We start from the raw sequence: 23,565 nt of genomic DNA, 5'->3' as shown, positions 1-23,565 counted from the left end.
GCGGCGGCCTCGCGGACTCAGGCTTAGGATGAGGAGGCAGTAAGACCCTGACTTACAGCAGATCCCGATCCGCACAGACGTCTGAGGCTTGATATGCACCCCTTCGAGAACCCCTTCCGCCACAGCGCCGAGGCCAAGCGGCACGCACTGCGCCACTTCCGCGCCGTCATCTTTGACATGGACGGCGTGGTCACCGACACCGCCGGCGTGCACTCCAAGGCGTGGAAGGAGCTGTTCGACGCCGCACTGGCCGAGATCGCCGGGGCCCCGCAGCCGGAGTTCACCGACGAGGACTACCTCAACTATGTGGACGGCCGGCCCCGCGAGGACGGGGTGCGCAGTCTGCTGGCCGCCCGCGGCCTCGAGGTTCCCGACGGCCGCCCCGGCGACTCCCCGGACTCGCTGACCGTCCACAGCCTCGCCGCCCGCAAACAGGGGCACTTCGAGACCGTGATGGACCGCGACGGCGTGGAGACCTTCAGCACCACTGTCACCCTCATCGACCGGCTGCGGAGGGATGAGATCCCGATCGCCCTGGCCACCAGCTCCCGCAACGGGCGTGAGGTGCTGCGCCGCGCCGGGCTGCTGGAGTCCTTCGACGTCATCGTGGACGGCTCCGACATCGCCCAGCTGGGGCTCCCCGGAAAGCCGGCCCCCGACATGTTCCTGCATGCCTCCGTGCTGCTGGGCGTGGAGCCGCAGGACGCCATCGTGGTCGAGGACGCAGTCTCCGGGGTTCAGGCCGGACGGGCCGGGAACTTCGGCATGGTGGTGGGCCTCAACCGGGGCGATGACCCCAAGCGCCTCAAGGAGGGCGGGGCCGATATCGTGGTCAGGGACCTCGCCGCGGCGAAGCTGGAGACCCGCACCACCCGGCCCTTCGACCCCACATGGGTGCTTCGCTACGACAGCTTCGACCCCAAGGAGGAGCCCACCCGCGAGACGCTGACCACCACCGCCAACGGCTACTGGGGCACCCGCGGCTCCTACCCCGGCACATCAGCCGACGCCGCCCACTACCCCGGCAACTACATGGCGGGAGTCTTCAACCGGCTGAAGACCGACATCATGGGGAAGACCGTGGAGACCGAGCACATGGTCAACATCCCCAACTGGACCTTCCTTGAGATCACCCCGGAGGCGGGCAGCCCGCTGCTGCCCGGGTCCCCTGAGCTGATCGACTACTTCCAGGAGGTCGACATGCGCCGCGGCCTCCACACCCGCGTGGCCCGCTACCAGGACCTCCACGGCCGCCGCACCAAAGTCACCATCCGGCAGTTCCAGTCTCTGGCCAACGTCCATCTCGGCTGCATGGAGGTCAAGCTCGAGGCGGAGAACTGGTCCGGCAGCGTCGCCATCCGGTCGATGATCGACGGGCGGGTCGCCAACCGGAACGTCGCCGCGGACCGGGAGCTCTCCGGAAACCACCTCGAGGCCGTGGACGCCCGCGAGGTCGACGGCGAGACCGTGCTGCTGGAGACCCAGACCAGCCAGTCCAAGGTGCAGATCGCCGTCGCCTCCCGCACCTCCGTGACCACCCCCGGGATGACCACCCCCATGCGCCGCCCTGTCATGGAGGGAGACCTGGTGGCCGGCCACGACATCTCCCTGAACCTGGACGCCGGGGTGCCGGTGCGGATCGAGAAGATCGCCGCGGCCTCGAACTCCCACGACCACGCCATCAGCACCGTCTGGCACAACGCGGTCAAACGCGTGCAGCGAGCCTCCAGCTTTCGGGAGCTCCTCAGCTACCAGGAGGAGATGTGGGGGGCGCTCTGGCACCGCTTCGCCGTCTCCCTCGGCAGCGACGCGGAGGAGGCCGGCACCAACCAGCGCCAGCAGCTCGCCCTGAACCTTCACACGTTCCACGTGCTGCAGACCGCCAACGGGGCCCGCCACGACCTCGACGCCTCCCTCGGCGCCCGCGGCCTCCACGGCGAGGGGTACCGCGGCCACCTGTTCTGGGACGAGATGTTCATGTACCCGATGCTGACCCTGCGCCGGCCCGAGCTGACCCGCGGACTGCTCATGTACCGGTATCGGCGACTGGACGAGGCCCGGGAGATGGCCCGCGCAGAAGGCTACGAGGGTGCCATGTACCCGTGGCAGGCCGGCTCCGACGGCCGCGAGGAGACCCCCGCCGAGCTGTGGAATCCCCGCTCCCAGCAGTGGATGCCGGACAACTCGCACCGGCAGCGGCACGTCTCCCTCGCCATCGCCTACTCGGTGCTGCGCTACTTCGAGGTCACCCAGGACTACACGTTCCTCTCCGACTACGGCGGGGAGATGCTCGTGGAGATCAGCCGGTTCTTCGTGTCCATGGCGACGTACGACGCCGAGGCCGACCGGTACGACATCGAAGGGGTCATGGGCCCCGACGAGTACCACGACGGCTACCCGGACTCCCCCGGCTCGGGGCTGCGGAACAACGCCTACACCAACGTGCTCGCCTCCTTCGTTCTCCGGCACAGCGCTGAGCTGGTCCGTGAGCTCGACGACCGGGACGATCCGCTCTCCGAGTGGCTGGACATCTACGACGACGAGCTCGAGAACTGGGACCACGTCTCCCAGCGGCTGCGCATCCACTTCCATGAGGGCGGTGTGATCAGCCAGTTCGAGGGGTATGAGGATCTTCTCGAGTTCGATTGGGAAGGCTACCGCGCCAAGTACGGCAACATCGGCCGCCTGGACCTGATCCTGCAGGCCGAGGGCGACGCCACCAACCATTACAAGCTCTCCAAGCAGGCCGACGTCCTGATGCTCTGCTACATCTTCTCCGCCCAGGAGCTCATCGGGGCGCTGAAGCACATGGGCTACGAGCTGACGATGGACGACTTCGGCCATACCATCGAGTACTACCTGGCCCGGTCCTCCCACGGGTCAACGCTCTCCCGGCTGGTGCACGGCTGGGTGGCGGCACGGTTCGACCGCGCCGGATCCTGGAACCTGTTCAAGGAGGCTCTGGAGGCCGACATCGCCGACACCCAGGGCGGCACCGTCCGCGAAGGCATCCACATGGGGGCGATGGCCGGCACCGTGGACATGGTGATCCGCTGCTACGGCGGCGTGGAGACCCGCTCGGATGCGCTCTGGCTGCACCCGCTGCTGCCGGACGAAGTGCCCGAGGTCTGCTTCCGGATCCGGTACCGCAACCAACCGATCCTGGTCCGCATCGACCACGAGCAGGTCACCCTGAACCTCTCGGAGGGCTCAGCGGAGCCGATCGACGTCAATGTGGAGGGGCAGCACAAGTGTCTGGAGCCCGGGGAGGTCTGGACCGTACCGCTGCAGCACCAGGCCCGTGAGTACGAGCGGCGGAGGGTCAGCGTCTAGTCCCGGGGCCGGTCGGTCTCCCACTGCACCACGCGCTTGGTGCCGGGGACCACGGCCAGGCTGCCGGTCTGCCGGAAGCCGGCCTCGATCTCCTCGAGGCTGCGGCCCTTGGTCTCCGGGACCTTCACCCAGCAGAAGATCAGGCCCGTCAGCGTGGAGACCGCCAGGCCGAGGAAGACCCAGCCGACACCGAAGGCATCCAGCAGCGGCGGGAACCCGAACGCCACGACGGCGTTGGCCGCCCAGAGCGCCGTCGTCGCCAAGCACATGGCAGCCGCACGCACCCCCAACGGGAAGATCTCCCCGAGCATCACCCAGACGATGGAGCCCCAGGAGGCCTGGAACATGAAGATGTACAGGGTGATGCAGACCAGGGTGATGACTCCGACCGCGCCGGCCTCGGGGGTCTGCCCGGCCGCCTCCATAGCCTCCAGCTCCTCCTCGCCGGGCAGCATGGTCAGCCCGGCGATGCCCAGCACCGCCAGGGAGACCATCGCGCCGGCCGCGCCGATCAGCAGCAGGGGACGGCGGCCGAGCCTGTCCGCCATGGCGATCGCGAAGATGACCGCCAGGATGTGGGTGATGCCGACGATCAGGTTGGAGGCGACGGCGTCCTCCGCGCTGAAGCCGACCGTCTGCAGCACGGTGGGGGTGTAGTAGACCACCGTGTTGATGCCCATGAACTGGTTGTAGAACGCCAGGCCCAATCCGATGAGCAGGGCGGGCTTCACCCACGGCTGCGTGAGCGCCTCCCGCACGGTGCGCCCAGCGGTGCGCTCGGCTTCGATGGTGGTTCTGATCTCGAGCATCTCCCGTTCGGCCTCGGCGGCGTCGCGGTCGTAGTGGAGAATCTCCCAAGCCTCGTCCTCGCGGCCCTTCTGCACCAGCCAGCGCGGGGTCTCCCAGACGAACAGCAGCCCGGCGGCGAACAGCAGCGACGGCACCACGGACAGGCCGAGCATCCACCGCCAGCCGTCCACCTCGCCGGCGCTGATGTCACCTGCGAAGGCCAGCCCGATCACGAACCCGAGGAACTGGCCCACGCCGATCGCCAGCGCGTAGAGCGCCGTCGTCCGTCCGCGCAGCCGGGCCGGTGACAGCTCGGAGAGGTAGACGGGAAGGATGAGCGCGGCCAGGCCGGCGCCGATGCCGGTGACGAACCGGAAGACGGTCAGGGTGATCCACTCCGGGGAGAGCGCCATGCCCACCGGGCCGATGATGAACACCACGGCGGTGGCCCAGAGCACGGCCCGGCGTCCGTACTTGTCGGAGAAGTACCCGCCGACGGCGGCCCCCACGACCGCGCCGATCATCAGCGCGGCGACCAGGGTCCCTTCGATCCAGGCACCGACATCGAGGTCCTCACGCAGGTAGAGCAGGGCCGCAGAGATGACGCCGGTGTCATACCCCCAGTTCAGCCCACCCAGGGCTCCGAAGACGTAGATGAGCCACGTGGACTTCTTCGCCGCTGAGGCCGCACGGGGCCGCAGCGGCTTCTGTCGGTCGTGCTCGGCAGGGTCAGGCATCTCTCGATCGTCCTTCCGTCGTCATGCGCATCACACGTTCTTGGGCACCACTTATACACCCAACACTGGCTGAACGCCCCGATAGGCTGGTCCGCATGACTGACCCTGACATGGCAACACCGGCCCTGCTCGCCGCCGCTGAGGCGCGGCTGGAGACGATGATCGCTGACGTTCAGCGGCTGGTCGAGGCGGAGAGCCCCTCGAACGACTACGACGCCGTGGCCCGCGGCGCCGCCGAGGTGGTCGCCCTGGCCTCGGAGCGGCTCGAGCTCGACGCCTACGGGGTGGACGCCGAAGCCCTGGTGCACGACGGCGTGACGAACGTTCGCATCAGGTTCGGCTCGGCGGACCCGTGCGTGCTTCTGGTCAACCACCAGGACACCGTGTGGCCGATCGGCACGCTTGCTCGGAAGCCGTTCACCCGCACTGACGGTGTGATGCGCGGCCCCGGCGTCTTCGACATGCTCACCGGCGTCGTGATGTCCCTCCATGCCGCCGCCCTTCTGCACGAGGCCGGGCAGGACCTCACCGGACTGTCCATTGTGGTGACCGGGGACGAGGAGGTCGGCTCCGCCACGGGCAGGCGGCTGCTCCTTGAGGAGGGGAGGAATGCCCGGGCGGCCTTCGTGATGGAGGGCGCGATCGGTGAGCGTGGGGACCTGAAGATCGCCCGGAAGGGCACCGCGGACTGGCAGGTGCACGTCCACGGGCGTGCCGCCCATGCCGGGCTGGACCCGGAGAAGGGCATCAACGCCGGCATCGCCCTGGGACAGCTGCTCCCTGCCATTGAGGCGCTCGGCGACCCGGCGGTCGGCACCACGGTGACCCCCACGGTCATGGCCGCGGGCACTACGACGAACACGGTCCCTGACGTGGCGACCGTCGCGGTGGACGGCCGGGCCACCAGCATCGCCGAGCAGGAGCGCACCGACCGGCAGATCCGTGAGCTCACCAGCCCGGTGGAGGGCACCCGGGTTGAGGTCACCGGCGGCATCAACCGTCCTCCCATGGAGCGCACCGCCGGTGAGGGCCTTTTCCGTCAGGCGGAGCGGCTCGCCGGGCAGCTGGGCATCGAGGCTCCCGCCGGGCGCGAGGTCGGCGGCGCCTCGGACGGCAATTTCACCGCCGCGGCCGGCATCCCCACTCTGGACGGGATGGGGGCGGTCGGCGACGGCGCCCACGCCGAGCATGAGCACGCCCTGACCGCATACATCGCCCCCCGGACCGCCCTGCTGGCGGCCCTCATCGCCGAGAATCTATGAGACTTCTCAGCTGAGGAGGTCTTTGGCGATGGTCTCCTTGAGGACCTCGCTGGTGCCGCCGAAGATCGTCATCAGGCGGACCGCCAGGAACGCCTGGGCCACCGGATACTCGAGAATGTAGCCGTAGCCGCCGTGGAGCTGCAGACAGGTGTCCACAGCCTGCTTGGTGAACTCCGAGGTGTGGAGCTTCAGCTTCGCGGCCGTGATCTGGTCCAGGCCGCCGTCGTTGTGCTGCTCCACAGCGGCAGCCAGCATCCGCTGGGCGGCCTCCAGCTGGGCGGCGATCTCCGCCAGCTGGAAGCGGGTGTGCTGGAACCCGGCGATCGGCTGGCCGAACGCCTCCCGGTCCTTCACATACTGCAGCGTGGAAGTCAGCACAGTGTCCGTGACGACCACGGCAGCGGCTGAGAGCGCGAGCCGGCCCTGCGGCAGCACCGCCTTGGCGTACTCCAGGCCGCGGCCCTCCTCCCCGATGAGGTTCCCGGCGGGGATGTTCACATCCGAGAAGAACAGCTCGGCGGTGTCCGAGGCCTTCAGCCCCATCTTGTCCAGCTGCCGGCCGGGCTGATACCCGGGGTTGTCCCTCTTCTCCACCAGGAACAGCGAGTAGGAGTCCCCGGTGCGGGCGAGCACCAGGGCCGCGTCGCCGCTGATGCCGTTGCCGATGAAGGTCTTCTGCCCGTTCAGGGTCCACGAGCCGTCGTCATTCTTGACCGCCTTGGTGCGGATGCCGCGCAGGTCGGAGCCGGCACCAGGCTCGGTGAAGGCCACCGAGGTGATCAGGCTGGCATCCATGAACCGGGGCAGCCACGCCTCCTTCTGCTCCTCGGTGCCGAACTGCAGCACCGCGGGCAGCACCCAGTCGTCGTGCAGGTGGAAGGCGAGTCCTGCGGCCAGGCAGTCGGCCCGGGCGAGCTCCTCGTCAATGATCATTCGGAACCGGTAGTCGGACAGGTCCATCCCGCCGTGCTCCTCCGGCACCGCCAGTCCCAGCAGCCCGTTCTCCGCTGCCGCTTCCCACAGCGAGCGGGGCATCATGTGCGCGGCGTCCCACTCCTGATAGTTCGGGGCGACCTCGCGGGTCACGAACTCGCGGACAACCTCACGGAACTCCTCGTGGAGCTCCTCATAGAACCCGTTGAACATAACGGTGAGTCTACGCTCAGCCGGGTGTGCTCAGCGCCGCCTCGTGTCGCTGGATCACGCGTTGGGCCTGGGCGATGACGGGGGCGTCCACCATCTCGGAGCGAAAGCGGAAGGCGCCGCTGCGGGCCGGGTCGGCCATGGGGGCGTCGTCTGCTGGGATGCCGGCGTGGACGGCGAACTCCACCAGCAGGGCCTTCGCCCATTCCACCTGTGCGGGCTCGGGGGCGTAGGCGGACCGGATCGTGGGGACCTGCTGGGGGTGGATGCAGGCTTTGGCGATGAACCCTTCGGCGACGGCATCGGCGGTCTCCTGCCTGAGCCGGGCGACGTCCTTCAGGCTGGTGAAGATCGTGTCGACGGCGGGGATCCCGTAGGCCCCGGCGGTCAGGAGAAGCTGGCTGCGGGCGTGCCGGATCACTGGCAGGCAGGCGCCGTCTGCGCGGCGGGCCCCGGCCCCTCCGAGCCCGGCGATGAGATCCTCGGTGCCCCAGAAGAGGGCGACGACGGAGGGGTGGGCGGCCAGCCGGGCGGCCTCCAGCACGCCGCGGGGCGTCTCGATCTGAGGGATGAGCCCCACGCCGGGCAGGCGGGCGGCGAGGTCGTCGAGCTCGGCGGGGTCCTCCGCCTTCGGCGCGATCACCCATCGGACCTCGGTGCCGGCCACGGCGGCGGCATCCTCGGCCTGCTCCCCGGAGGCCGCCCCGTTGATCCGCACGATGGTGCTCTCAGGGGTGAGCTCGTCCTCCCAGTTCAGGGTCTGGGTGAGGTTCTCCCGGGCATGGGCCTTGTGCTCGAGCAGGACGGCGTCCTCCAGGTCGAGGATCACGGCGTCAGCGCGGGCGGCGGCTTTGGCGAACCGTTCGGGGCGGTCAGCAGGGCAGAAGAGGAGGGCCGGACCGAGCGTGAAAGCTGCCATGCGTCCTACATTACGCCGCCCCTGCCCGGGCGGCGCGGATCGTGCGAAACTGGAGGGCGATTCTGGAACGCTGCGGATACCTGGACTGAAAGGACCTCATGCCGGCACCGCTTCACATCATCACCCTGGTCAAATGGGTGCCCGACTCCCAGCTGGAGCGCCGCTTCACGCAGGAGAACCGCCTGGACCGCTCCGAGGGGATCCTCGGTGAGCTGGATGAGTACCCCCTCGAGGCGGCTCTGCAGATCAAGGAGTCGCTGACGGACCGTGAGGTGCGGGTCTCCGCTGTCACCGTGGGCCCCGAGGGCGCCTCGGCCGCGCTGAAGAAGGCGCTGCAGCTCGGCGCTGACGATGGATTCCGGCTGACCGATGACGCTCTGGCCGGGGCGGACGTCTGGGCCACCTCCGCGGCGGCTGCCGCACTGGTCCGCACGGTGCGCGACCAAGCAGATTTCGAGAGCGACGACGACGCCGAGTGGCTGGTGCTGACTGGCATGGCTTCTGAGGACGGCGAGTCCGGTGCCGTTCCTGCCCAGATCGGCGAGCGCCTCGGCATCCCGGCCCTGACCCAGGCGGTGGAGATCGGCCTGCAGGCCGAGCACCTGGTTGTCAGCCGGATCAGCGGCGGGGCGATCCAGAAGCTCGACGTCGCTCTGCCCGCCGTCGTCTCGGTCACTGACCAGGCCAATGACCCGCGCTATCCGAACTTCAAGGCGATCATGGCTGCCAAGAAGAAGCCGGTGTCTGCTTTCGACCTGGCTGATGTGGGGCTCGCGCCGGCTGAGACGGTCCCGAAGGTGGAGCTTGTGAACGTGCGGCAGCGTGCGGCCCGGCCGGCTGGTCAGGTCGTCACTGACGACGGCGCGGGCGGGAAGAAGATCGTGGACTATCTCGCGAAGGAGCGTCTGGTATGAGCATGGCCACTTCCGGAATCAGCCAGGTCCTGGTGCTCCTGGACCGTGTGAACGAGTCCCTCACGGGCGCGCAGGCGGAGCTGCTGACCATCGCGGAGCGCCTGGGCGATGTCTCCGTGGTCTCCGGCGCCTCGGCGGAGGCCGCGGCCGGACCGCTGAGCATCAAGGGCGTCCGTGAGGTGTACGTGGGCGAGGGCGAGATTCTCCCGCCCGACGTGGCCCTGGTGGATCTGCTGGAGACCGCGGTCAAGGAGTCCGGCGCCTCAGTGATCCTGGGGACGGACACTCCGGACGCGGTGGACGCTCTGGCCCGCCTTGCGGTGCGGCTGGATGCCGGCCTGATCACCTCCGCCACGGGGCTCGATACGGACGGCACCGTCACCAAGTCGGTGCTGGCCGGTGAGCGCACCACGGTCTCCCGGGCTGCGGAGGGGCCGCTGATCGCCACGGTGAAGCCCAATATTGTGGAGGCTCTGCTGGAGGGCGGCGCAGCCCCGGAGGTGACCGCCCTGCCGGTGAAGCCTGCTCCCGGCTTTGAGGTGCTGGAGACGGCCGAACTGCCCAAGTCAGGGAGGCCCCCGCTCGCTGAGGCGCGCGTCGTCGTCGCCGCTGGTCGGGGTGTGGACGGCGACCTGACCCTGGTGGAGGAGCTCGCTGATGAGCTGGGTGCCGCCATCGGCGCCTCTCGCGCGGCGACCGACGCCGGGTGGGTCCACCACTCCGCGCAGGTGGGCCAGACCGGTGTGACCGTCTCCCCGCAGCTGTACATCTCGGTGGGCATCTCGGGAGCCATCCAGCAGAAGGCGGGCATGCAGACTGCTGATGTGATCGTGGCGATCAATAAGGACGAGGATGCCCCGGTGTTCGAGATCGCCGACTACGGCGTCGTCGGGGACCTCAACGACGTCCTCCCCCAGATGGTCGAGGAGCTCCGCGCCCGCAAGGGCTGAATGGCTTTCAGGGGACATTCAGGAAATCAGGCATAGAGTAATCGGTATGACTGAACCGACTCAGAACAACGGTCCTTACGGCCAGCCCGCTGAGCCGAACGCCGCCGAGAGCCCTTACCCCGCAGGCCATTACGGCCAGGCGCCGCAGGGCGGTGAGCAGCCGGGCCAGCAGAACGCCACCCTCTCCCTGGTCTTCGGAATTCTGGGCATCCTGCTGCTGCCGATCGTCTTCGGCCCCCTGGCGGTCTGGCAGGCCAGCGTGGCACGCAGGGCCGGCAACGTCTCCGGCGTGCAGACCGCTGGCCGGGTCACAGGCTGGATCGGCGTGGCCTTCGCTGCCATCGCGGTTCTGTTCGTGCTTCTCGCCCTCGTCGGCTTCATGACCACCGCGCCCTGACGCCGCCGCAGCCCTTGCGCCTCTCACCTCGACGCACGGGGAACGTACGCTCTCTGGAAGGAGCCCCCTGTGACACAGGGATCTGACGACGCCGATCACCCTCGCCCCGACTACGAGCAGTCCAATCAGGGGCACTACCCTCAAGCACCTCAGAGTCCGGCTCAGCCTGGCGGCTACCCCGCCTACCCGCAGCAGACCTACGCTCAGCATCCCGGGTACGGGCACCCCGGCTCTCCGCAGGGCGACTATCCCTACGCGGACGGCCCCGCGCCCGGGTCCGGCTACGGCTATCAGCAGCAGCCGCCGGGAAAGGGGAACGAGACCGCCGGTCTGGTGCTGGGCATTATCGGTCTGGTCAACGCCGTGGTCATCTCCCCGTTCCTGTGGATCACCGGCCCGGTGTCCCTCGTGCTCGGCTGGCTGGGCGTCTGGCAGGGCCGCAAAGCCAACCGCGGCGGCGCAAACGGCGCCCCAGGTGTGGTGATGGGGTGGATCTCCCTGGCGCTGGGAATCCTCTACCTGCTCGTGATCCTCGGGCTCCTCGTGTTCATCCTCATCGCCGCCGGCCAGTACGCCTGAGCACGACCGTCCCACACGCTCAGGGGGCTCAGTCCTGGGCGACGCTGACCTTCACGCCGATGTTGCGGGTGGCCTTGAAGCATGGAGAGGACCCTTGTTCAGGCAGACACTTGGCGGGGGTGGGACACCCGCGCCGGACGTAACCCTCCTGCGTTCCCCAGCAGCCGTGGTGGAGGTTCTGCAAGGATGGCCTCCAAGGACACTACGGCGCTGAGGGGGCGGCATGGCAGAGGAGCAGCGCGGTGGGACAGGCCGGAGCGAAGCCCCATCACAGGGACAAGCCTTCAGAAAAGAAGAACGTCCCCTCACTTTTCCCTCGATGGCGTCCCGTCCAGAACCAGACTTCACCCTGGATGTCTTCCACCGGAGCCTGCTGACAGCTTCGGTTGCCGTCGCGGTGCTGATCAGCGCCTATACGCTGCTCCAGGTGCCTTCCATGCCAGAGGAAGTACCCATCCACTGGTCGCTCAGCGGCACGGTCTCGTACGGATCACGCAGCACAGTGGTCCTCATAGCCCTGACGCTCCTACCGATCGTCATCGGCACGGCTGTACTGACCCGCTTCCCGAAAATCTTCAATTTCCCGTTCGAACTCAGCAAAGACAACGCTCAGCGTCAGTATCGCAACGCCGTGCAGATGCTGGTTTGGGTGACAGCAGCTCTCACCGTGATGAGCACGGGCCTGTATCTTCCCTGGCTCTTGGGCAACGAGAACATCGTCCTTGTCCACGTAGGCACGGCCGTCCTCGTCGCAAGTATGGTCTTCTTCGTCGTGCGGATGTACAAGCTTCGGTGAAGACGAAATGCTGAAAACCCGGGCACCACGAGCCCTGCCCCTCGGGCGGCTTCTCGGCACTGGTGTAAGCATGCGACGCGCAAAGCCGGCCACCACTCTGCACATCTACCGATGCAGATGAAGCCCCACGCGCAGCGGTTCAGAACCTCTTTGCTGCACGCGGGGCCGCACATGTGGCACAGACCTGCCACTGCTCGGGGAAAGTCAGCAGGCTCCTCTCGCCACTGCCGAGGCAAGGATCAACCCGCTGCCTCCCCGTCATTCCGGTAATCAGTCCTGGTCGACGCTGACCTTCACGTCGATGTTGCCGCGGGTGGCCTTGGAGTAGGGGCAGAAGGCGTGAGCTTTCTCAGCCAGCTCCTCGGCGGCGGCCTGCTCCAGGTGCGGCAGGACCACCTCAATCTCAGCGGCGAGGGCGACCCCGCCGTCGTCGTCGCCGCCGATGCTGACCTTCACACCGATGGAGGCGTCCGTGGTGTCGTAGTCGTCCCCGGCCACTTTCTTCATCGCGCCGAGGAAGCAGGCCGACCAGCCGGCGGCGAAGAGCTGCTCAGGATTCACGCCCTCGCCGGAGCCGCCCATCTCCTTCGGCGGGGCAAGGGTGAAGTCCAGGGCCCCGTCCTTGGTCTTGGCCTGGCCCTCGCGGCCGCCGCCGGTGGCAAGAGCCTCTGCGGTGTACTTCACGTCAACTGCCATGGTGTCCTCCTAGAAGAGTCATCGAACGGGTGTCCGTCTCCTAGAGCATCACACCCGGCCCAGATGTTCCAGGGGATCCGGGGAGTCTGAGGCGGACGTTGACCTGCGGCCCAGGGTGGCACAATTGCTCCCGATGACTGACGCCCAGCCCAGGTGGCTCTCCGCGGGAGAGCCTGCCGCCATCGCAGAGAATCTCCGAGCACGTTTCAGCGAGGAGTTCGGCGCGGACCCCGCAGGGGTCTGGTTCGCACCGGGCCGGGCGAACCTCAACGGGGAGCACATCGATTTTCACGGGGGCCGCTGCCTGCCAATGGCCCTGCCCCACGGCACCTATGCAGCAGCCCGCCCCCGCACCGACGGGGTGCTGCGCGTGCGCACCCTGGAGGCCTCCCTGGATCAGGGGGCCTACGACGTCGCGATCTCCACCATAAGCCCCAAGGCCGCCCAGGCCCCGGACGAGCTTCCGGGCTGGACCCGGTACGTCTCCGGGGTGCTGTGGGCGCTGCAGCAGGCAGAGAGCGAGGATCTGCGGCTCCCGGAGGGATTCGGAGCGGACCTGCTGATCCGCTCGACCCTGCCGGTGGGCGGCGGGCTCTCCTCATCCGCGGCGCTGGAGTGCGCGGCCGCCCTGGCGTTCGTCGGGCTGGGCTCCGCCCTGGGACATGAGAACCCCGGCACCCTGCTCACTGACGCGCTCACGGACTCCCACCGGGCGGAGATCGCCGCAGCCTGCATGCGCGCCGAAGTGGAGGTGGTGGGAGCAGGCACCGGGGGGCTGGACCAGACCACCTCGATGCGCGCGGCCGAGGACATGGTGCTGTCCCTGGACTGCCGAGACCTCACCGTCCAGCAGGTGGCGATCGGGTTTCTGCTGCGCGGACATCGGCTGATCGCCGCGGACACCGACACCCCCCACGCGCTCTCCGACGGAGAGTTCGGCTCCCGGCGGGCGGACTCCGAGGCGGCGGCAGAGCTGCTGGGCGTCTCACGGCTGCGCGACGTCCTCGGTCCCCGCGCTCGCAAGGCAGAGGTCGACGACGCCCTGGCCCGCTTCGACGAGCTCGCTGAGGGAAAGCAGGAGATCTTCGGCCGGCCGACGGAAGACTGCCGACGGCGGCTCAAGCACGCACTGACGGAGATCGCCCGGTCCGAGAAGCTGCACCATCACTTCGCCGGGGAGTGCCACGGGGTCACCGAGACGGCCGAGGAGCTCGGCGAGGTAATGACCGCCGGGCACAGCAGCATGCGGCAGTACGCACAGGTCAGCTTCCCCCTGGCCGACCGGGTGGTGAAGACCGCCCTGGGGGCAGGCGCGCAGGGTGCCCGGCTGATCGGCGGCGGGTTCGGCGGCAGCGTGCTGATCCTCGCCCCCGATGCCGCCGTGGACGCCCTCACAGCGGCGGTCAGCCGACTGGACGCGGGGATCCGCTTCGTCAACGTCACCCCCAGCGGCCCGGCCCGGGCCCTTTGGCCCGCCGCGTAGGCTGGAGACGAGATGAGCAGCAAGAAACCCTCGTCCAAGAAGAAATCCCCCGCGAAGAGGAAGCCGGCGTCCAAGAAGCGGCCAGCCGGCACATGCGCCGCAGCCAAGGGCGCTCAGCGGAAGCCCTCCTCAGTGCCGCGGAAGCAGCGGGAGGAGCAGCTGCGCCGTCAGGAGCAGCGCTGGAAATGGGCCCGCCGGCTGTGGGCGGTGGTGACCGCGCTGCTGATCGCCGCGCTGCTGTTCGAGTCGACGATGATCTTCACCCTCGGCATGGGGGTGTACATGCTCTCGGTGCAGGAGTTCATCGGCCTGTGGTTCGTGGCCGGAGGGTACGTGCTGGCGTGCCTGCCGTGGGCATTCGGACTGCTGATCGCCACCGGCCAGTTCTGGCGAAGCCTGACCCATTCCCTCTGGATCGGCCTGATCTACGGCACCGCCGGCTTCCTCTTCCTCGACCAGATACTGGCCGCCCTGTAATCTGCCGGCATCGCGCACGCCTCTCGGCCGGCTGCCGAGGCGTCGCCCTTCGGGCCTCAGGCCCTAGAAGTCCCTCGCCATATCCTGGAACCTCGCATAGTGGCCCTGGAAGGCGACGACGATGTCCCGGGTGGGGCCGTTTCGGTTCTTAGCGACGATGATGTCAGCTTCCCCGGCGCGCTCGGTCTCTTTGTCATAGACCTCGGGGCGGTGCAGCAGCAGAACCATGTCGGCGTCCTGCTCGATGGACCCCGATTCGCGCAGATCGCTGACCTGGGGCTTCTTGTCAGGGCGCTGCTCGGATCCTCGGTTCAGCTGGGAGAGCGCGACGATGGGGACGTCGATCTCCTTGGCCAGGAGCTTCAGGGTGCGGGAGAACTCGCTGACCTCCTGCTGGCGGGATTCGACGCGTTTGCCGGATGAGAGAAGCTGCAGGTAGTCGAGCACCACGAACTTCAGCCCGTTGCGCTGCTTGAGGCGCCGGCATTTGGCACGGATCTCCATCAGGCTCATGTTGGGGCTGTCGTCGATGTACAGGGGCACGTTGTCGAGCTTGTCCACAGCCTGGGAGATCTTCTCCCAGTCCTCGTCCTTCAGGTTTCCTTTGCGAAGATCCCCGAAGAGCACCCGGGACTCGGCCGAGAGCAGGCGGGAGGCGATCTCCGTGCGGCCCATCTCGAGGGAGAAGAACGCAGTGGGCATGTGGTTGTTGACCGCGGCGGACCGGGCGAAGTCCAGGGCCAGCGTCGATTTGCCCATGGCCGGACGGGCGGCCACGACGATCATCTGGCCGCCGTGGAACCCGTGGGTGAGCTCATCGAGCTCCCGGAACCCGGTGGGAATGCCCGTGAGGGAGCCGTCGTGGGCGGCGTTGGTCTCGATCTCGTCGATGGTGGGAGCGAGCACATCGGAGAGGGAGACGTAGTCGGCGGACTGCCGGTTCTCAGCAACGGAGTAGATCTCCGCCTGAGCCTCATTGACGATCGCCTCAACCTCGCCGTCGGCGGTGTGGCCGAGCTGGACGATCTTGGTGCCGGCCTCCACCAGGCGACGGAGCATGGCCCGTTCGCGGACGATCTCCGCGTAGAAGCTTGCGTTGGCGGAGGTGGGGACGGTCTGGGCAATGTTGTGCAGGTAGGTGGGGCCGCCCACCCGCTGCAGCTGCTGCTTCTTGGAGAGCTCGTCATTGACGGTGACGACATCGGCGGGCTCGCCGCGGCCGTAGAGGTCGATGACCGCTTCGTAGATCATCTCGTGGGCAGGGCGGTAGAAGTCCGTCCCGCGGAGGATCTCGACGACGTCGGCGATCGCGTCCTTGTCCAGAAGCATCCCGCCGAGCACCGACTGCTCGGCGACGACATCCTGCGGGGGGATACGGGACTCGTGGCCCGCGCCGGTGGAGGGGTCGTAGGTGTCGATGCTCACCGCACCAGCGTACGGGAGATCGAGGGGGTCACACTCCGCTGATGTAGGGCAGCATGAGCACGAGAATCATCAGGCCTACTCCGACGGCGAGCGTGATGCCGACGGCCCGGTTGGATGCGGAGAAGCCGAGGTCATCATCGGATGAGGGACGGCTCCGCCCCTCGTCGATCTCCTGGTCCTGCTCCGGACGGAGCGCGAAACGGGTCTCGCCCTTCTCAGACTCCTGGAACGTCATATCAGCCTCCGCTCTGATGGCGGGTTGGGATCATTACTGCTATAGAACTGTAAGCACCAACACTGAGAGCGCCCTGAGCACAAGGTAAAACTTCACCTCTGATCCGCGCCGAACCTGGACGAACGGGGGAGTGCGGATGTCAGGGGGTCATGGCTGCGCGGCGACGCCCGTCACCTGTTCCCGCGACCCCCAGGAACAGGGTCACGGCCTTCCTGACGGCGCTTGACCATCAGCTCATGAGTCGGGGCAGCAGGAGTGGAGGCCGGCTGCTGCGCGGCGAACTCCTCCCGCAGCACAGGCACCACCTGCTCGCCGAGCATGTCGATCTGCTCCAGGACGGTCTTCAGGGGCAGGCCGGCGTGGTCGATGAGGAACAGCTGCCGCTGGTAGTGCCCGGCGTACTCGCTGAAGGTCAGCGTGCGCTCAATGACGTCCTGCGGGGTGCCCACGGTCAGCGGGGTGTGTCGGGAGAACTCCTCGAGGCTGGGCCCGCCGCCGTAGACCGGCGCGTTGTCGAAGTAGGGGCGGAACTCGCGGACCGCCTCCTCCTTAGTGGACCGCATGAACACCTGGCCGCCGAGGCCTACGATGGCCTGCTCGGCGGGGCCGTGGCCGTAGTGCTCGTACCGCTGGCGGTACAGGTCGATGAGCCGCCCGGTGTGCTCCTTGTTCCAGAAGATGTTGTTGTGGAAGAAGCCGTCGCCGTAGTAGGCCGCCTGCTCGGCGATCTCCGGAGAGCGGATGGAGCCGTGCCAGACGAACGGCGGAGTGCCGTCCAGGGGCCGAGGAGTGGCGGTGAAGCCTTCCAGCGAAGTGCGGAACCGGCCCTTCCAGTCGACGCTCTCCTCACGCCAGAGCTTGTGCAGCAGCGAGTAGTTCTCGACGGCAAGAGGGATGCCCGCCCGGATGTCCTTGCCGAACCAGGGGTAGACCGGCCCGGTGTTGCCTCGGCCGAGCGTCAGGTCGACCCGTCCGCCGGTGAGATGCTGCACGTAGGCGTAGTCCTCGGCCAGCCGCACAGGGTCGGTCGTGGTGATGAGGGTGGTCGCGGTGGAGAACAGCAGCCGTTCGGTCTGGGCGGCCAGGTGCGCCATAAAGATCGGGGGATTGGCGGGTGCGACGAAGGGCGGGTTGTGGTGCTGGCCGATCGCGAAGACGTCCAGGCCCACCTCCTCGGCCTTCTTGGCAATGGCCACCGTCGCCTCGATACGCTCGTGCTCCGAGGGCACCCTGCCGGTGGTGGGGTCGGGCGTGACGTCGCCGATGGAGAAGATTCCGAACTGCATACGCACCAGGGTAGTTCAAATTTGAAAGAGACACGACTCCCTGTGGTCCTCCCTCATGGACGGCCTGACCTGGGCAGTTATCCCCAGACTCCGCTGTGCGGATTATCACCAGGGTGGGGATAACCTGTGGAAAATGCCTCAGAGACGCTGCCGCAGCACCGCTTATACACGCCTGTGCGGCTAACAGCAAGCGCCGCTCACGGACGGAAACCGCTCCTGAAAAAAGTTCTCCCCACAAGCGTGTCGCTGTAAAACCCCAGGTCAGACCATTGCATCCACGAGCTTCCACATTCTATCCACAACCTTTCCCTCAGGTAGTGCACAGAACACGCCGCATACTTCACAAGTAATCCACAACCCCGGTGGACAGAGCTATTGCTCCGGCCCTCACAGCCGCTCTAGAGTGTTGATCGTCCCGCTTTGATGGGAGCAACAGACGGCGCGGGTATTGGCTGGAGATTCCTTCAGCGTGCATCCGCGTCGACGGATCGCTGGGCCGCCGGCACAGGGAAGAGGATCGGACCTTCGCGGTGCGATCCTGCTGGTACGGCCTCTCGCGAGGGCCCGGCTCGGCGGTCCGCCCCCTCGCCCCTAGGAATGCTGGGCGAGGAAGCCGGCGGTGGTCACCGGCCATGTCTGCAGGTCCTCCGGGGTCTCCGCGATGCGCAGCTGACATCCCGGAATCGCCGCGTGCAGCTTCTGCGCGGTGGAGACGGGGTGCGCGTGGTCATCCGCCCAGGCCAGAATCTGCACAGGGATGCTGATCGTGCTGATCTCTTCCAGCGCCGGGAGGTCCGTCATCGCCGCTCCCCTGAAGATCGAGGGCAGCAGCTCCTGGCTGACGGCGGGCACCCGCTCCTTGGGGCGGTCAGCCAGTGCCGGCGGGGGCAGCACGTCCTCGCCCACGCGGACGAACGCACCGATGCCCTTCTTCTCCACGAGATCCGCTGAGGCCCGGTAGGACTCCCCCTGGGCGACCCGGGTCTCCCAGGCGGTGGGCGGCACCATCAGCGTCAGAGTCCGGAACCGCTCGGGATCTCGAAGAGCCGCGTAGAGCAGCGTGGCAGTGCCCATCGACGGCCCAGCGGCATGGACCTTCTGCCCGGGAGCGAGGGTGTCGAGCAGCCCGAGCAGATCATCCGCGAGGTGCGGCCAGAGGTAGTCGTAGGGGAAGGGCCTGCCGGTGGAGGAGCCGTGGCCGCGCGCGTCGTAGCGCAGCACCCGGAAGTCCCCCGGCAGCCCGGCGGTCATGTCCAGGCCGGCGCGGTGCTCCCGCCAGGCGGAGGAGGTGAGCCCGTGCATCTGCACAAAAAAGGGAGCCTCGGGGGCGTCCGGCCCGGTGAGCTCGTAGGCGAGGGATGCGCCTTCAGTGCGGAGTGCGGCGATCTCGGCTGCTGCCACGGGTGAGAGGTCACCTCTTGCTCATCTGTTAAACCGGCGTTCATACAACCGGCGCTTTCGGTTTTCAGCTGAAACCTAGACTACGCCTCATGCGGCTCACCAATGTCTCCCAGATGCACGTGCAGGCCGGTCGGCTGCTCAGCTACAGCCTGACCGTGCAGGAGGCCGCAGAGCCCGGGCAGCGGATTCCGGTATCGTTCGACCAAGACCGGCACGTCAGCTTCGGCTCCCGCCCGGGGTCCTGGATGGCGGCGGCGTTCCGGCTTCCGGTGCATGCCTCCCGGGAGACGGTCGCGGAGGCCTGGCATGCGGTGATCGCTCGGCACGGCGCCCTGCGGAGCGTCTTCGGCTGGAAGCAGCCGGGCGCCCCCTCCAAGAGGCGCGACGACGCCAGCCCGGTCTGCGGGGGCCCGGACACAGAGTTGGAGCTCACCCCTGTGGAGGTTCTCGGCGGGGCCTGGGAGCCGCTCAGCCCCGCTGAGCCTCTGCCCCCGCAGCCCGAGCGCACAGGCCATCACGACGCTGCGGGCATCGCTGTCCAGCAGGTGCCGTCGCTGACCGCCGAAGAGATCCGGAGCGCTCTCCGCTCCCACTTCGACGCAGTCTGCGACCCATTCGCCCGACCCTCCCACCGGCTCTGCCTGATCGAGGAGACCGCCGACGGCGGCCCGCCCCAGGTCGTCATCGGCTCCGACCATTCCCATGTGGACGCGTGGAGCCTGCTGGTGCTGATGCGAGACCTCTCGGCCGCTGTGGAGGACCTGCTCGCCGGCCGCTCCCCCGGGGAGGCGCTGCCCCCGGCGGAGTCCTTCTCGGTGCACTCGGCGGCCCTGGAGGCCCGGCCGTTCCCTCCGGCTGAGATCGTGGCACGCTGGCGGGAGATCCTGGACTCCGGCGGCGGAGCCATGCCGACCTTTCCCCTGGACCTCGGGGGCTCCTCCCCGGCCCCCGAGGTGGTGGAGGTGCGGGATGTCTTCGACGCCGAGGAGCTCGCCGACGTGGAGGCCCACGCCAAGGAGAAGGGCGTACGGCTGATCGCCGTCGCCGTCTCCGTCATGACCAAGCTCGCGCACGAGCTGGTCGGCGAGCCGCTCCGGGCCGTGTTCCCGGTCCACTCCCGCTATGATGCGCGCTGGTATGACGCGGTGGGCTGGTTCATCACCAATTCGGTGATCGAATCCGCAGACCCGGATTATCATGCCTGCTATGCGGCGGTGAAGGAGGCCGTGCGCCTGGGCTCCCACCCGCTCGCGCCGATCATGCGGCCCTACGGGGGCATGCCGCAGGACCCTGGGATGTTCGCGATGTCCTGGTTGGACCACCGGAAGCTGCCGGTGAACGTGCCGGAGGACCTGCATCCCCAGCACGTCTCTGCGATGATCCGCACCGACGGGGTCATGGTGTGGTTCGTCATCAACGAATCGGGGATGCACCTGCGGTGCCGCTACCCGGACACCCGGCAGGCCCGCCGGGCCATGCGCACCTGGCTGGCCGGACTCGTCTACGGGCTCCGCGGCCCCCTGGAAGGGATGCGGAAGCCCGCCGGACGCAGCAGGGCCCCGGAGCAGGCTCCCTGACGGAAGCCCGGCCCGGGGCCCTGGCTGCGGGGTGACGCCTACTTGCCGGCGGGGATCACATTCAGATCCAGTGCCGCGGTCACATCAGCGTGCAGCTTCACCGTGGCGGCGTAGCTTCCGGTGGCCTTGATCCGCTCGGGGATCTCCACCGTGCGCTTGTCGATGCTGCCGAGGCCTGCGGCCTCCACAGCCTCAGCGATCTGAGCAGGACCCACGGTGCCGAACAGGCGGCCGGACTCGCCGGTCTTCACCTGGATGCTGACGGGGTTGGCCTGCAGCTTCTCAGCCAGGGCCTGGGCCTCCTCAACAGTGGCGATCTCGCGGGCCTGACGTGCTGCGCGAAGGCGCTCCACGTCCTTCTCGCCGCCCTTGGACCACGTCATCGCGTAGCCGCGGGGCAGCAGGTAGTTGCGCGCGTAGCCGTCCTTGACCTCCACGACGTCGCCTGCGGCGCCGAGTCCGGTCACTTCCTGAGTCAGGATGAGCTTTGCCATTGGTTGTTCCTTTCCTTCCTCAGTCGGACTCAGCCGCGGCCTGCGCCGGCGTAGGGCAGCAGGGCCATCTCGCGGGCGTTCTTGATGGCCTGCGCGATCTTGCGCTGCTCCTGCACGCTCACGCCGGTGACGCGGCGAGCACGGATCTTGCCCCGGTCGGAGATGAACTTCCGCAGCAGAGCGGTGTCCTTGTAGTCGATGTGGGTGATGTCAGCAGCCTTGAGCGGGTTCGCCTTCGGCTTGATGGGCTTCTTGGTGTCAGCCTTGCCAGCCATCGTGGTGCTCCTTTTCCTTGATGGAGCCCGCAGCCCGGGTGGGCGCGGGATGGTGATTGATCAGAATGGTGGTTCGTCGTTGCTGGGGGTCTCCCAGCCGCCTCCGGTGGAGGGCTGGCCGCCCCATGGGTCGGGCTGCTGCCCGCCCCCCGGGCCGGAGCCCCAGCTGCCGGAGCTCTGCTGGCCGCCGCCGTAGGAGTCGCCGCCGAAGCCTCCGGAGGGACCGCCTCCGAAGCCGCCACCGCCGCCGCCGCGGTTGCCGCCGCCTCCCGGCTGACGGTTGACCTGCATGGTGGCGAAGCGCAGCGAAGGCCCGATCTCATCGACGTCGAGCTCCCAGCTGGTCCGGTTCTCGCCCTCCTTGGTCTGGAAGGAGCGGGCCTTCAGGCGGCCCTGGGCGACCACACGGGTTCCCTTGGTCAGCGACTCCGCGGCATTCTCCGCCGCCTCGCGCCACAGCGAGCAGCGGACGAACAGAGTCTCGCCGTCCTTGAACTCGTTGGCCTGGCGGTCGAAGTACCGGGGAGTGGAAGCGATGACAAAGTTGGAGACGGCCGCACCCGAAGGGGTGAAGCGCAGCTCCGGGTCAGCAGTCAGGTTCCCGACGACGGTGATGATGGTTTCATTGGCCATGATTTCTCCTCAGAGTGATGTATCCGAATTCGGTTGAGTACCAGCGGCGGAGAGCCACGAAGATCGTCAGGCGATCTTCATCTCTTCGGGACGGGTGATCTTGGTGCGCACGATGGTCTCGTTCAGGCGCAGCAGACGGTCAAGCTCCTTGGCCGTCTCAGGGTTGGAGTGGAAGTCGACGACGGCGTAGATGCCCTCAGTCTTCTTGTCGATCTCGTAGGCGAGCTGGCGACGGCCCCAGACATCAATCTTGTCCACGGTGCCCTCGTTCTTCTTCACGAGCTCCATGTACTTGCCCAGAGTCGGCTCAACGGTGCGCTCGTCAACCTCGGGGTCGACGATCACCATCAGTTCGTAGTGACGCATGTGTGAACCCACCTCCTTCGGTCTTGCGGTGACGGGACTTCCGTCACAGGAGGTTCGATGCGTTCGTGCGCTCTGAAGCGCACAACTCAGCTATCTTACGGCACTCAGGCCCCGCTGAAAAAACTGCTGACGGCATCGCGGAGGTGCGCGATGTCCTCGGCTCCGCACATCTCGCGGGCTGAGTGCATGCTGAGCAGGGGGATGCCGACGTCGACGGTGCTGATGCCCAGGCGGGTTGCGGTGATCGGGCCGATGGTGGAGCCGCAGGGAACGTCGTTGCTGGAGACGAACTCCTGGAACGGGACGCCTGCGTCCCGGCAGGTGCGGGCCCACATGGCGGTGCCGCGGGCGTCGGTGGTGTAGCGCTGGTTGGCGTTGATCTTCAGCAGCGGGCCCCCGTTGAGCAGAGGACGATTGGCCGGGTCATGCCGCTCCGGGTAGTTGGGGTGCACTGCATGGCCGGCGTCGGAGCTGACGTGCCAGGAGCTGTGCATCGCCCGGGCCCGCTCGTCCGGGGCGGCGCCCAGCCCGGCGTAGATCCGGTCCAGCACCTCTTCCAGGAACGGGCCGGCCGCGCCGGAGCGGGAGCCGGAGCCGACCTCCTCGTGGTCAAAGGCGGCCAGCATCGGGATGGCACCGGTGAGGCTCCGCCCGGCGAGCTGCTCGAGGGCCGCCAGCCCAGCGTGCACGGAGGAGAGGTTGTCCAGCCGGCCGGAGGCGAGGAACTCCTCCCGTGCCCCGAACCGGGCGGGCGCCTGGGCGTCGGCGACCACAATGTCGTACCCGTCCACCTCCTCGCCGCTCATGCCGGCGGAGCGGGCGATCATGTCCAGAACGTCGGTCGCCCCGTCGGCGGCGAGCGCGAGGATCGGCTGGGTGTGCTGCTGCTTGCCGAGCTTGAGGCCGTCGTTGACCTGCCGGTCCAGGTGGATGGCGAGCTGGGGGATGCGGGCAACCGGGCCGGTGTCGACGGTGCGTTCGCTGCCGTCGCTGAAGACCATCCGGCCGGCGAGGCGCAGCTCCCTGTCCAGCCAGGAGTTCAGCAGCGGGCCCCCGTAGACCTCAACCCCGGCCTGGACCCATCCGTGCCTGGCGACGGTGGGGGCGGGCTTGAGCTTGAACCCGGGGGAGTCGGTGTGGGCGCCGAGGATCCGCACCGGGGCCGTGGGGACGGCGTCCCCGGGCACGGCCCAGGCGATGACGGCGCCGTCGCGGACCACCACATACTTCCCGCCGGGCCGCATCCGGCCCCAGTCCTGGTGCTCGCCGAGCTGTGTGTATCCGGCTGCTGCGAGCCGCCGGGCGGTCTCCTCGGCAGCGTGGTAGGAGGACGGCGAGGCCGTCACGAACTCTCCGAGGTCAGCCACCAGCTGGTCAGCGCTCATCGTCATGGTGACC

Annotated in this window: 23 protein-coding genes; 10 read left to right on the top strand and 13 right to left on the bottom strand. The window is 68.0% G+C overall.

The window, feature by feature from the left end:
* The first annotated feature begins 93 nt into the window (after window positions 1-93).
* Complete coding sequence (locus tag FWJ47_RS02815) at window positions 94-3,333, top strand: beta-phosphoglucomutase family hydrolase (protein WP_147103783.1); 3,240 nt, start codon at window positions 94-96, stop codon at window positions 3,331-3,333.
* Here the strand turns inward: FWJ47_RS02815 and FWJ47_RS02810 are convergent.
* Window positions 3,330-4,859, bottom strand: a complete 1,530-nt coding sequence (locus tag FWJ47_RS02810) for a sugar porter family MFS transporter (RefSeq protein ID WP_147103780.1) — start codon at window positions 4,857-4,859, stop codon at window positions 3,330-3,332. The genes FWJ47_RS02815 and FWJ47_RS02810 overlap by 4 nt on opposite strands.
* A 95-nt stretch (window positions 4,860-4,954) precedes the next feature.
* On the opposite strand from FWJ47_RS02810, the gene FWJ47_RS02805 reads away from it, so the two are divergent.
* Window positions 4,955-6,121 carry a M20 family metallopeptidase gene (locus tag FWJ47_RS02805; RefSeq protein ID WP_147103777.1) on the top strand — a complete coding sequence of 389 codons (1,167 nt, stop codon included), beginning with the start codon at window positions 4,955-4,957 and terminating at the stop codon, window positions 6,119-6,121.
* Window positions 6,122-6,127: 6 nt separating this feature from the next.
* On the opposite strand, the gene FWJ47_RS02800 is transcribed toward FWJ47_RS02805, so the two are convergent.
* Both FWJ47_RS02800 and FWJ47_RS02795 read right to left on the bottom strand, forming a co-directional pair.
* Window positions 6,128-7,267 carry an acyl-CoA dehydrogenase family protein gene (locus tag FWJ47_RS02800; protein WP_147103774.1) on the bottom strand — a complete coding sequence of 380 codons (1,140 nt, stop codon included), beginning with the start codon at window positions 7,265-7,267 and terminating at the stop codon, window positions 6,128-6,130.
* A gap of 16 nt (window positions 7,268-7,283) precedes the next feature.
* Window positions 7,284-8,183, bottom strand: coding sequence for an HpcH/HpaI aldolase/citrate lyase family protein (locus FWJ47_RS02795; RefSeq protein ID WP_147103772.1), 900 nt, complete (start codon window positions 8,181-8,183; stop codon window positions 7,284-7,286).
* A 98-nt stretch (window positions 8,184-8,281) separates the two neighbouring features.
* On the opposite strand from FWJ47_RS02795, the gene FWJ47_RS02790 reads away from it, so the two are divergent.
* The 5 genes from FWJ47_RS02790 to FWJ47_RS02770 all read left to right on the top strand — a co-directional run bounded on the left by FWJ47_RS02790 (window position 8,282) and on the right by FWJ47_RS02770 (window position 11,819).
* A complete protein-coding gene (locus FWJ47_RS02790; protein ID WP_147103770.1) occupies window positions 8,282-9,097 on the top strand; it encodes an electron transfer flavoprotein subunit beta/FixA family protein in 816 nt (271 codons plus the stop codon).
* Window positions 9,094-10,047 (top strand): electron transfer flavoprotein subunit alpha/FixB family protein, encoded by a 954-nt coding sequence (locus FWJ47_RS02785; protein WP_342779639.1) that lies wholly within the window; start codon window positions 9,094-9,096, stop codon window positions 10,045-10,047. The genes FWJ47_RS02790 and FWJ47_RS02785 overlap by 4 nt, the downstream gene beginning before the upstream one ends.
* Window positions 10,048-10,093: 46 nt before the next feature.
* Window positions 10,094-10,444: a hypothetical protein gene (locus FWJ47_RS02780; RefSeq protein ID WP_147103767.1), complete on the top strand. Its 351-nt coding sequence runs from the start codon at window positions 10,094-10,096 to the stop codon at window positions 10,442-10,444.
* Between the two features lie 69 nt (window positions 10,445-10,513).
* A complete protein-coding gene (locus FWJ47_RS02775) occupies window positions 10,514-11,023 on the top strand; it encodes a DUF4190 domain-containing protein (RefSeq protein WP_147103764.1) in 510 nt (169 codons plus the stop codon).
* A gap of 223 nt (window positions 11,024-11,246) precedes the next feature.
* Window positions 11,247-11,819, top strand: coding sequence for a DUF1648 domain-containing protein (locus FWJ47_RS02770; RefSeq protein WP_147103761.1), 573 nt, complete (start codon window positions 11,247-11,249; stop codon window positions 11,817-11,819).
* A 270-nt stretch (window positions 11,820-12,089) separates the two neighbouring features.
* Here FWJ47_RS02770 and FWJ47_RS02765 read toward each other — a convergent pair whose 3' ends face one another.
* Window positions 12,090-12,515, bottom strand: coding sequence for an organic hydroperoxide resistance protein (locus FWJ47_RS02765; RefSeq protein ID WP_147103758.1), 426 nt, complete (start codon window positions 12,513-12,515; stop codon window positions 12,090-12,092).
* A 133-nt stretch (window positions 12,516-12,648) separates the two neighbouring features.
* Here FWJ47_RS02765 and FWJ47_RS02760 point away from each other — a divergent pair, with 133 nt between their 5' ends.
* Both FWJ47_RS02760 and FWJ47_RS02755 read left to right on the top strand, forming a co-directional pair.
* Window positions 12,649-13,998, top strand: coding sequence for a galactokinase (locus FWJ47_RS02760; protein ID WP_147103755.1), 1,350 nt, complete (start codon window positions 12,649-12,651; stop codon window positions 13,996-13,998).
* A 12-nt stretch (window positions 13,999-14,010) separates the two neighbouring features.
* Window positions 14,011-14,475, top strand: coding sequence for a hypothetical protein (locus FWJ47_RS02755; RefSeq protein WP_147103752.1), 465 nt, complete (start codon window positions 14,011-14,013; stop codon window positions 14,473-14,475).
* 63 nt (window positions 14,476-14,538) lie between these two features.
* Here FWJ47_RS02755 and dnaB read toward each other — a convergent pair whose 3' ends face one another.
* The 4 genes from dnaB to FWJ47_RS02735 all read right to left on the bottom strand — a co-directional run bounded on the left by dnaB (window position 14,539) and on the right by FWJ47_RS02735 (window position 18,822).
* A complete protein-coding gene (gene dnaB, locus FWJ47_RS02750; RefSeq protein WP_147103749.1) occupies window positions 14,539-15,900 on the bottom strand; it encodes a replicative DNA helicase in 1,362 nt (453 codons plus the stop codon).
* Window positions 15,901-15,928: 28 nt separating this feature from the next.
* A complete protein-coding gene (locus tag FWJ47_RS02745) occupies window positions 15,929-16,135 on the bottom strand; it encodes a hypothetical protein (RefSeq protein WP_147103746.1) in 207 nt (68 codons plus the stop codon).
* Window positions 16,136-16,305: 170 nt separating this feature from the next.
* Complete coding sequence (locus FWJ47_RS02740) at window positions 16,306-17,421, bottom strand: LLM class flavin-dependent oxidoreductase (RefSeq protein ID WP_147103743.1); 1,116 nt, start codon at window positions 17,419-17,421, stop codon at window positions 16,306-16,308.
* Between the two features lie 591 nt (window positions 17,422-18,012).
* Window positions 18,013-18,822 carry an alpha/beta fold hydrolase gene (locus tag FWJ47_RS02735; RefSeq protein WP_246126133.1) on the bottom strand — a complete coding sequence of 270 codons (810 nt, stop codon included), beginning with the start codon at window positions 18,820-18,822 and terminating at the stop codon, window positions 18,013-18,015.
* Window positions 18,823-18,911: 89 nt separating this feature from the next.
* Between FWJ47_RS02735 and FWJ47_RS12010 the strand changes: the two genes are divergently transcribed.
* Entirely contained in the window at window positions 18,912-20,399 is a 1,488-nt protein-coding gene (locus tag FWJ47_RS12010) for a condensation domain-containing protein (RefSeq protein ID WP_170228447.1), read from the top strand.
* Window positions 20,400-20,437: 38 nt separating this feature from the next.
* Here FWJ47_RS12010 and rplI read toward each other — a convergent pair whose 3' ends face one another.
* The 5 genes from rplI to FWJ47_RS02705 all read right to left on the bottom strand — a co-directional run bounded on the left by rplI (window position 20,438) and on the right by FWJ47_RS02705 (window position 23,558).
* Window positions 20,438-20,893, bottom strand: coding sequence for a 50S ribosomal protein L9 (gene rplI, locus FWJ47_RS02725; protein ID WP_147103740.1), 456 nt, complete (start codon window positions 20,891-20,893; stop codon window positions 20,438-20,440).
* A 29-nt stretch (window positions 20,894-20,922) separates the two neighbouring features.
* Window positions 20,923-21,168, bottom strand: coding sequence for a 30S ribosomal protein S18 (gene rpsR / locus FWJ47_RS02720; RefSeq protein WP_146340640.1), 246 nt, complete (start codon window positions 21,166-21,168; stop codon window positions 20,923-20,925).
* A 60-nt stretch (window positions 21,169-21,228) separates the two neighbouring features.
* On the bottom strand, window positions 21,229-21,801 hold the full coding sequence (locus FWJ47_RS02715) for a single-stranded DNA-binding protein (RefSeq protein WP_147103737.1): 573 nt from the start codon (window positions 21,799-21,801) through the stop codon (window positions 21,229-21,231).
* Window positions 21,802-21,867: 66 nt separating this feature from the next.
* Window positions 21,868-22,167, bottom strand: coding sequence for a 30S ribosomal protein S6 (gene rpsF, locus FWJ47_RS02710; RefSeq protein WP_147103734.1), 300 nt, complete (start codon window positions 22,165-22,167; stop codon window positions 21,868-21,870).
* A gap of 104 nt (window positions 22,168-22,271) precedes the next feature.
* On the bottom strand, window positions 22,272-23,558 hold the full coding sequence (locus tag FWJ47_RS02705) for a M18 family aminopeptidase (protein WP_246126132.1): 1,287 nt from the start codon (window positions 23,556-23,558) through the stop codon (window positions 22,272-22,274).
* Window positions 23,559-23,565: the final 7 nt, after the last annotated feature.

The organism is Nesterenkonia populi (assembly GCF_007994735.1).
Lineage (GTDB): Bacteria > Actinomycetota > Actinomycetes > Actinomycetales > Micrococcaceae > Nesterenkonia > Nesterenkonia populi.
The sequence above is the reverse complement of the archived record's forward strand: the minus strand, read 5'-3'. Positions and strand labels throughout refer to the sequence as shown.